The sequence below is a fragment of the Aneurinibacillus sp. UBA3580 genome, from assembly GCF_002375825.1.
GTDB classification, from domain to species: domain Bacteria; phylum Bacillota; class Bacilli; order Aneurinibacillales; family Aneurinibacillaceae; genus Aneurinibacillus; species Aneurinibacillus danicus.
Genome location: NZ_DFMZ01000126.1, coordinates 31804 through 39349, shown reverse-complemented (window position 1 = coordinate 39349; position 7546 = coordinate 31804). Strand labels below are relative to the sequence as shown.

General features: G+C 49.6%; 6 protein-coding genes. All 6 read left to right on the top strand.

Going from position 1 to position 7546, the window contains the following annotated elements; all coding sequences use genetic code 11:
- The coding region (locus B2899_RS17170) for a UvrB/UvrC motif-containing protein (RefSeq protein WP_286887348.1) at positions 1-516 on the top strand (516 nt) is incomplete at its 5' end.
- 12 nt (positions 517-528) lie between these two features.
- Positions 529-1599, top strand: a complete 1071-nt coding sequence (locus B2899_RS17165) for a protein arginine kinase (protein ID WP_146810718.1) — start codon at positions 529-531, stop codon at positions 1597-1599.
- A 39-nt stretch (positions 1600-1638) separates the two neighbouring features.
- Positions 1639-4092: an ATP-dependent Clp protease ATP-binding subunit gene (locus B2899_RS17160; RefSeq protein ID WP_146810720.1), complete on the top strand. Its 2454-nt coding sequence runs from the start codon at positions 1639-1641 to the stop codon at positions 4090-4092.
- Positions 4093-4267: 175 nt separating this feature from the next.
- Positions 4268-5641, top strand: a complete 1374-nt coding sequence (radA, locus tag B2899_RS17155) for a DNA repair protein RadA (protein WP_146810721.1) — start codon at positions 4268-4270, stop codon at positions 5639-5641.
- A 1-nt stretch (position 5642) separates the two neighbouring features.
- Positions 5643-6722, top strand: a complete 1080-nt coding sequence (gene disA / locus B2899_RS17150) for a DNA integrity scanning diadenylate cyclase DisA (protein ID WP_146810723.1) — start codon at positions 5643-5645, stop codon at positions 6720-6722.
- Between the two features lie 122 nt (positions 6723-6844).
- Positions 6845-7546, top strand: a 702-nt coding sequence (pssA, locus tag B2899_RS17145; RefSeq protein WP_286887344.1) for a CDP-diacylglycerol--serine O-phosphatidyltransferase, incomplete at its 3' end; no start/stop codon positions are given.

Below are 7546 nucleotides of genomic sequence, written 5' to 3'. Positions count from 1 at the left end.
TGCCAGGAATGCCACCAGCGTCCGGCTACGCTGCATTTCACTAAAATCGTGAATGGCGAAAAGAACGAATTCCATCTTTGTGAAGTGTGTGCCCAGGAAAAAGGCGACATGTTCCCGGGTGGCATGAACCACTTCTCTATTCACCATCTATTGTCCGGCCTGTTGAACAACGCTGAGCCAAGCACCAGTCCGTTCAAGGTGCAGCAGGAGGCACCGCTGCGTTGTGATACATGCGGGCTTACATATTCCCAGTTCAGCAAGAGCGGACGCTTCGGCTGCAGCAATTGTTATAAGGCGTTCGGGGAGAAGTTGGACCCGCTGTTCCGACGCGTGCATGGCAATACACATCATAGCGGCAAGGTACCGGAGCGCTCGGGCGGCACAATCAAGCTGAAAAAAGAAGTATCCCAGTTAAAAAATGAGCTAAGAAAACGCGTCGAACAGGAAGAATTCGAAGAAGCAGCAAAGATTCGTGATCAAATCCGCGATTTAGAGCGTCAAATCGCAGATTTGTAGGAGGGGAAATGCATGTCTTTCCAGAAGTTTATAACAAACGCAGTAAGCGAATGGATGAATGGCGACGGTCTGGACGCTGACATTGCGATCAGCAGCAGGGTACGGCTAGCGAGAAACCTGCGCGATCAGCCGTTTCCGATGCTGGCGACCGATTCGCAGCTTGACCAGGTTATCGCGCAAGTTGAGCAGGCGATGGAAGATGAAGCGTTTAAGAGACAGGGGCATTTTGAAATGATTCGCATGGACGCGCTGACTCCTTTGCAGAAGCGCGTACTAATGGAAAAGCATCTTATTAGCCCGAATCTTCTGGCAGACTCTCGAAAAGGCGCTGTCATTCTTAGCGAGAATGAAGCGGTTAGCATCATGGTGAACGAAGAGGATCACCTGCGCATTCAATGCTTGTTTTCCGGGCTGCAGTTGAAAGAGGCATGGGAAGCCGCCGACCGGATCGATGACATCTTCGAGAAGCATATCAACTTCGCGTTTGACGAACGGCGCGGCTTCCTCACCAGTTGTCCCACCAATGTGGGAACAGGAATCCGTGCCTCGGTTATGATGCATCTGCCAGGACTTGTAATGACCCAACAGATTAATCACATTTTATCTGCTATCAATCAGCTTGGTTTGGTGGTAAGAGGGCTTTACGGAGAGGGAAGTGAAGCAATAGGGAACTTATTCCAGGTTTCCAACCAGGTAACGCTTGGACAATCTGAAGAAGAGATTATTGAGAACCTTACCAGTGTAACCCGGCAAATTATCGAAAGAGAACGTGAAGCACGCCATAGTTTAATGCATAATCATCGACTTCAATTGGAAAACAGGGTATGTCGTTCATACGGCATATTGACGAATGCGCGCATTATCGAGTCGAAAGAAGCGGCTGAACGTTTATCTGATGTGCGTCTCGGTATTGACCTTGAAATTATCAAAGGAATACCGCTCAGCGTCATGAACGAATTGATGGTAATGACGCAGCCGGGATTTCTGCAGCAGTATGCGGGTCAAGAGTTGACTGCCGATTCCCGCGATGAACGCCGGGCACGGCTTATCCGGGAGCGTTTGCAGTCGACGATGGAATCATAATAGCCTGTCTTTTATTATACTAACGGAGGTGCTTGTTTTATGATGTTTGGTCGTTTTACGGAAAGAGCTCAAAAAGTCTTGGCTCTTGCCCAGGAAGAAGCCGTTCGCTTAGGTCATAAGAATATCGGCACCGAACACATTCTCCTCGGCCTGATTCGCGAAGGAGATGGCATTGCAGCAAAAGCCCTGCAGGCGCTGGGCCTTGGCCTCGATAAAATTCAGGGTGAAGTAGAGTCATTAATCGGCCGTGGCGGTGAGCAGCCAAGCAACATTAACTATACACCGCGCGCCAAAAAAGTGATTGAACTGTCCATGGATGAAGCAAGAAAGCTGGGTCATACCTACGTAGGAACCGAGCATATTCTTCTTGGTCTAATCCGCGAGGGAGAAGGCGTAGCAGCCCGCGTACTTAACAACTTGGGCGTAAGCCTTAACAAAGCGCGTCAACAGGTATTGCAACTGCTTGGCAGCAGTGAAGCGATGTCTTCGCATCAGCAAAGCTCAAACAGTGCGGCAATCAATACTCCGACGCTTGACAGTCTGGCTCGTGACCTGACAGCAGTAGCGCGTGATGGCGGCCTTGACCCTGTTATCGGGCGTGCCAAAGAAATCGAGCGTGTCATCCAGGTACTTAGCCGCCGGACGAAGAACAACCCGGTCCTTATCGGTGAGCCGGGTGTCGGTAAGACAGCGGTTGTCGAAGGGCTGGCACAGCGTATTATTAATAACGAGATTCCCGAAACGCTGCGTAACAAACGTGTAATGACACTCGATATGGGTACAGTAGTAGCCGGAACGAAATACCGCGGTGAATTTGAGGACCGTCTCAAGAAAATCATGGATGAAATTCGTCAAGCCGGCAATATCATTCTGTTCATCGACGAGCTGCACACACTTATCGGTGCAGGGGGTGCAGAGGGGGCGATTGACGCTTCCAATATCCTGAAGCCGTCCCTGGCTCGTGGGGAACTGCAGTGTATCGGTGCCACCACACTTGATGAATATCGCAAGTATATCGAGAAGGATGCGGCGCTCGAACGTCGTTTTCAACCGATCCAGGTCGATGAGCCATCTACGGAAGAAGCGGTGCAAATTCTGTTTGGTCTGCGTGACCGCTACGAGGCGCACCATCGCGTAAATATTACGGACGAGGCGATTCGTCAGGCGGTACAGCTGTCAGACCGCTATATCTCTGACCGCTTTCTACCGGATAAAGCCATTGACTTGATTGATGAAGCGGCATCGAAAGTACGCCTGCAGTCCTACACCATTCCGCCGAACTTGAAAGAGCTTGAGCAGAAGCTCGAAGAAGTACGGAAGGAAAAAGATGCAGCCGTGCAAAGCCAGGAATTTGAAAAAGCGGCTTCCATGCGCGACAAAGAGCAAAAGTTACGTGAAGAACTGGATAGGACGAAAAATGAATGGCAGGAAAAACAAGGTCAAACTGACTCTGAAGTCACTCCTGAAGATATTGCTTCCGTTGTAGCGAGCTGGACCGGCATCCCGGTTGTCAAGCTAAAAGAAGAAGAAACGGAGCGCCTGTTGAAGATGGAAGAAATTCTTCATAAGCGCGTTATCGGCCAGGAAGATGCGGTAAAATCCATCTCCCGCGCCGTGCGCCGTGCTCGCGCCGGACTGAAAGATCCGAAGCGTCCGATTGGGTCCTTTATCTTCCTTGGACCGACTGGTGTAGGTAAAACCGAGTTGGCCCGTGCGCTGGCGGAAGCGCTGTTCGGTGAAGAAGACGCGATGATTCGCATCGACATGTCTGAGTATATGGAGAAGCACTCTACGTCTCGTCTTGTTGGTGCCCCTCCGGGATATGTGGGGTTCGATGAAGGTGGTCAGTTAACTGAGAAAGTACGCCGCAAGCCGTACTCCGTTATTCTCCTGGATGAGATTGAGAAGGCGCATCCGGAAGTATTTAACATATTGCTGCAGGTCCTTGAAGATGGTCGTTTGACTGACTCTAAAGGACGCACGGTTGACTTCCGCAATACGGTTATCATCATGACGTCCAATGTAGGTGCGGACCTTATCAAGAAGAATACCAGCCTGGGCTTTACAACGCCGGACAGCTCGAAGCACTATGATGACATGAAAGACCGTGTATTGAGCGAATTGAAGCGCAGCTTCCGACCAGAGTTCCTGAACCGGATCGACGAGTTAATTGTCTTCCATTCCTTAGACGAAACACACATTGCAGAGATCGTAATGCTGATGTCCGAGGAGCTGCGTAAACGCCTGAACGAGCAGGAAATTGACTTCATTCTCACTGAAGATGCGAAGAAATTCCTGGCAAAAGAAGGCTTCGACCCGGCATTCGGTGCTCGTCCGCTGCGTCGTGCCATTCAGCGCCACATTGAAGATCGCCTCTCCGAAGAGCTGTTGACCGGTGGCATCAAGAAAGGCGACACAGTGAAAATTGATGTCGTAGAAGGCGAGCTGAAAGTTGAAAAAGCCAAAGAAGGCGAAGAATCTGTTTCAAAGTAATGGTAAATACAGCACGAAAGCATAGATAATGAGAAAAAGGCTCTCCCAGAGAAAGCAACCTTTGCTTGGGAGAGCCTTTTTTATAAAATAGAGAAAGTGTAAAGGAAATGGGCGACAAAGCAGGAAAACGATATAATCAACAAGAAAATATGTTAAGGAAGAAGAGAAGATAGGCATGGCAAAATATAAATCCAAATATGTATGTCAAGAGTGCGGATACGAATCCCCGAAATGGATGGGAAAATGCCCGGGATGTGCCAAGTGGAATACAATGGTAGAAGAGCTGGAAGAGAGGGCGAAACCGGGTGATGCGGCACGCCGGGGTGTGTCTACGGCTGCCAGCCATCTGGCCCCTATCACGGCTATTGTGGGAGAAGATGAACCTCGTTTGACGACGAATATTAGCGAATTAAACCGTGTGCTTGGCGGCGGAGTAGTACCCGGCTCCCTTGTTCTTGTAGGAGGAGACCCGGGAATTGGCAAGTCAACACTTCTATTGCAGGCATCACAGGAGCTGGCAAGCAATAATAATAAAGTATTATATATTTCCGGTGAGGAATCGACGAAGCAGATTAAGCTGCGTGCCGAACGGTTAGGTGCGAGCAGCCCGAATCTATATGTGCTGGCGGAAACCGATTTGTTTTTACTTGAACAGCAGATACTGCAGTTTATGCCGGCAGTGGTCATTCTTGACTCCATTCAAACGGTGTTTCACCCGGATGTTACTTCTGCACCGGGAAGTGTGGCTCAGGTAAGGGAGTGTACTGCGCACCTTATGCGGTTGGCAAAAACAAAAGATATCGCTATCCTTATTGTTGGACACGTCACTAAGCAGGGAGCGATTGCCGGTCCGCGCCTCCTGGAACATATGGTGGATTCCGTATTGTACTTTGAGGGAGAACGCCATAACACATACCGAATCCTGAGAGCGGTAAAAAACCGTTTCGGCTCCACCAACGAAATCGGTATTTTTGAGATGGCGGAAGCCGGTTTAAAGGAAGTGATCAACCCCTCAGAGATGTTTCTATCCGAGCGCTCGCTAGGCGTAGCCGGTTCCACTGTCGTGGCCAGCATGGAAGGGACCCGGCCTGTATTGGTTGAACTGCAGGCGCTGGTAACGCCGACCGGTTTTGCAACTCCGCGTCGGATGGCAACAGGCGTTGATCACAATCGAATCGCCATGATTATGGCAGTGCTGGAGAAGCGTGTAGGCCTGCTTCTTCAGAATCAGGATGCTTATGTGAACGTAGCGGGTGGTGTGCGTCTCGATGAGCCGGCGATCGATCTGGCTGTGGCGGTTAGCCTGGCGTCGAGTTTTCGGGATAAGCAGACCCATCCGTATGACGTAGTCATTGGTGAAGTGGGATTAACCGGAGAGGTTCGAGGGGTTTCCCGCATTGAGCAGCGCGTAAAAGAAGCGCAAAAATTAGGGTTTAAACGTGTAATCATTCCCGCCAAGAATGTAACGGGCTGGGAGCATCCAAAAGGCATTAAAGTAGTCGGGGTGCAAACGGTTTCGGAAGCGCTGCGGGAAGCGTTGGGAGGATAATATGGCAACGGACAACAAGCGTGAACAGTTTATTAGCGATGTACTGCGCTTCGTCTCGCCGGGGACGCCGCTGCGGGAAGGGTTGGAGAACGTCCTGCGGGCGAAGACAGGTGCCCTCATCGTCATTGGAAACACACCAGCGGTGCAGACGATTGTAGACGGAGGTTTTTCGATTAATTGTGATTTGACGCCTGCCCATCTTTATGAATTGGCGAAAATGGATGGAGCTATTATTCTGAGTGAGGATGCAAAGAAAATTTTATACGCTAATACACAGCTAATCCCCGATTCTTCCATACCGTCCACGGAAACGGGGATCAGGCATAGAACGGCGGAACGGGTAGCGAGACAGACAGGTCAGCTAGTCATCTCCATTTCGCAGCGGCGCAACGTAATTACGCTGTACCGGGGCCCTTACCGTTATTCTCTTAAAGATATCGGCGTGATTCTAACCAAAGCAAATCAAGCGATTCAAACGCTGGAGAAGTATAAGTCCGTACTGGATCAGGCACTGACAAATCTGGGGGCTTTGGAATTCGAAGAGCTTGTAACGCTCCATGAAGTGGCGCTCGTTGTGCAGCGGATTGAAATGGTTTTACGCATTAAGTCAGAAATCCTTAAATATATTAATGAACTAGGGACGGAAGGACGTCTCATCAGTATGCAGATGGAAGAACTCGTATCAAACATCGAGGATGACGCTTACTTGCTAATCAAGGACTATTGCCGTCTCGGTGATGAAACCGATCCGGAAGAGGTACTGGCCCAACTGCATAAGCTATCGGCGGATGAATTGCTTGAGTCGGTTAATATTCTTAAGACTCTGGGATATACACCAAGCGCGAACCTGAACGATGAACCCGTCTTCCCTCGCGGCTACCGAATTCTCAGCAAAATTCCGCGTCTTCCGGCTTCGATTGTCAGCAATCTTATTGAAGAATTCTCCAGTCTGCCGCAGGTAATGATGGCTACCATTGAAGAGCTGGATGAAGTGGAGGGAATAGGCGAGGTGCGGGCCCGTGCCATTAAGGAAGGACTGAAGCGGATACAGGAGCAGGTGTTCATTGACAGGCACATTTAGTTCGGCATACAATAAAATAATTGTTCAGGGGCCTATGCCATTTAGAAACAGACAGGTCCTGACGATGGGAGGAGACTGTTTCATCATTAAAGAAACAGTACCAGGGAGGTAAAAGAGCTAGAATGATAGCGAAAATGATTCCGAACTTATTTACAATAGGCAACTTGTTTCTAGGTGTTATTGCGATGTTGCTGGCGTTTCGTGATGAGCCGATTTATTTGAGCTATGCGGCGATCATGGTTATTATCGGTATGGTATTGGACGGACTGGACGGACGCCTGGCCCGTATGCTAAATGCACAGAGCGATTTTGGTAAAGAGTTGGATTCACTCTCAGATATTGTAACGTTTGGCGTAGCGCCTGCTTTGATTATGTATGTGGTGCTGCTTGAGAACATGGGGTGGGCCGGTATTCTGCTTACAGGCCTGTTTCCGATTTGCGGCGCTTTGCGCCTTGCTCGTTTCAATTCGGCAACCAGAGGCAATACAGGCTATTTCGTCGGTTTGCCCATTACGGCTGCGGGTGGCGTGCTGGCTACGCTGGCATTGTATCACAATGCGTTTCCACCGGTATATCTTGTGCTGATCATGCTTGGACTGTCCTACTTGATGGTTAGTAACATTAAATATCCTAACTTCAAAAAAGTGGGAATTCCTCGTTCTGCATATTGGGTCACTCCCATTATCGTTATCATTGTGGCGGTTATGGCCATGCGTTTTCCGGCACAGTTCCCGATGATTGTATTTATTCCTCTCGTTTTTTACGCACTGTATGGCGTGAAGAAGAATATTGACCGGATGGTGCGGAGGCGCCGCCACCGGAAT

Excerpts from the sequence above, each read along its gene's own strand:
- disA (WP_146810723.1), top strand. The coding sequence starts at position 5,643 with ATGGCAACGGACAACAAGCGTGAACAGTTTATTAGCGATGTACTGCGC.
- B2899_RS17165 (WP_146810718.1), top strand. The coding sequence starts at position 529 with ATGTCTTTCCAGAAGTTTATAACAAACGCAGTAAGCGAATGGATGAAT.
- radA (WP_146810721.1), top strand. The coding sequence starts at position 4,268 with ATGGCAAAATATAAATCCAAATATGTATGTCAAGAGTGCGGATACGAA.
- B2899_RS17160 (WP_146810720.1), top strand. The coding sequence starts at position 1,639 with ATGATGTTTGGTCGTTTTACGGAAAGAGCTCAAAAAGTCTTGGCTCTT.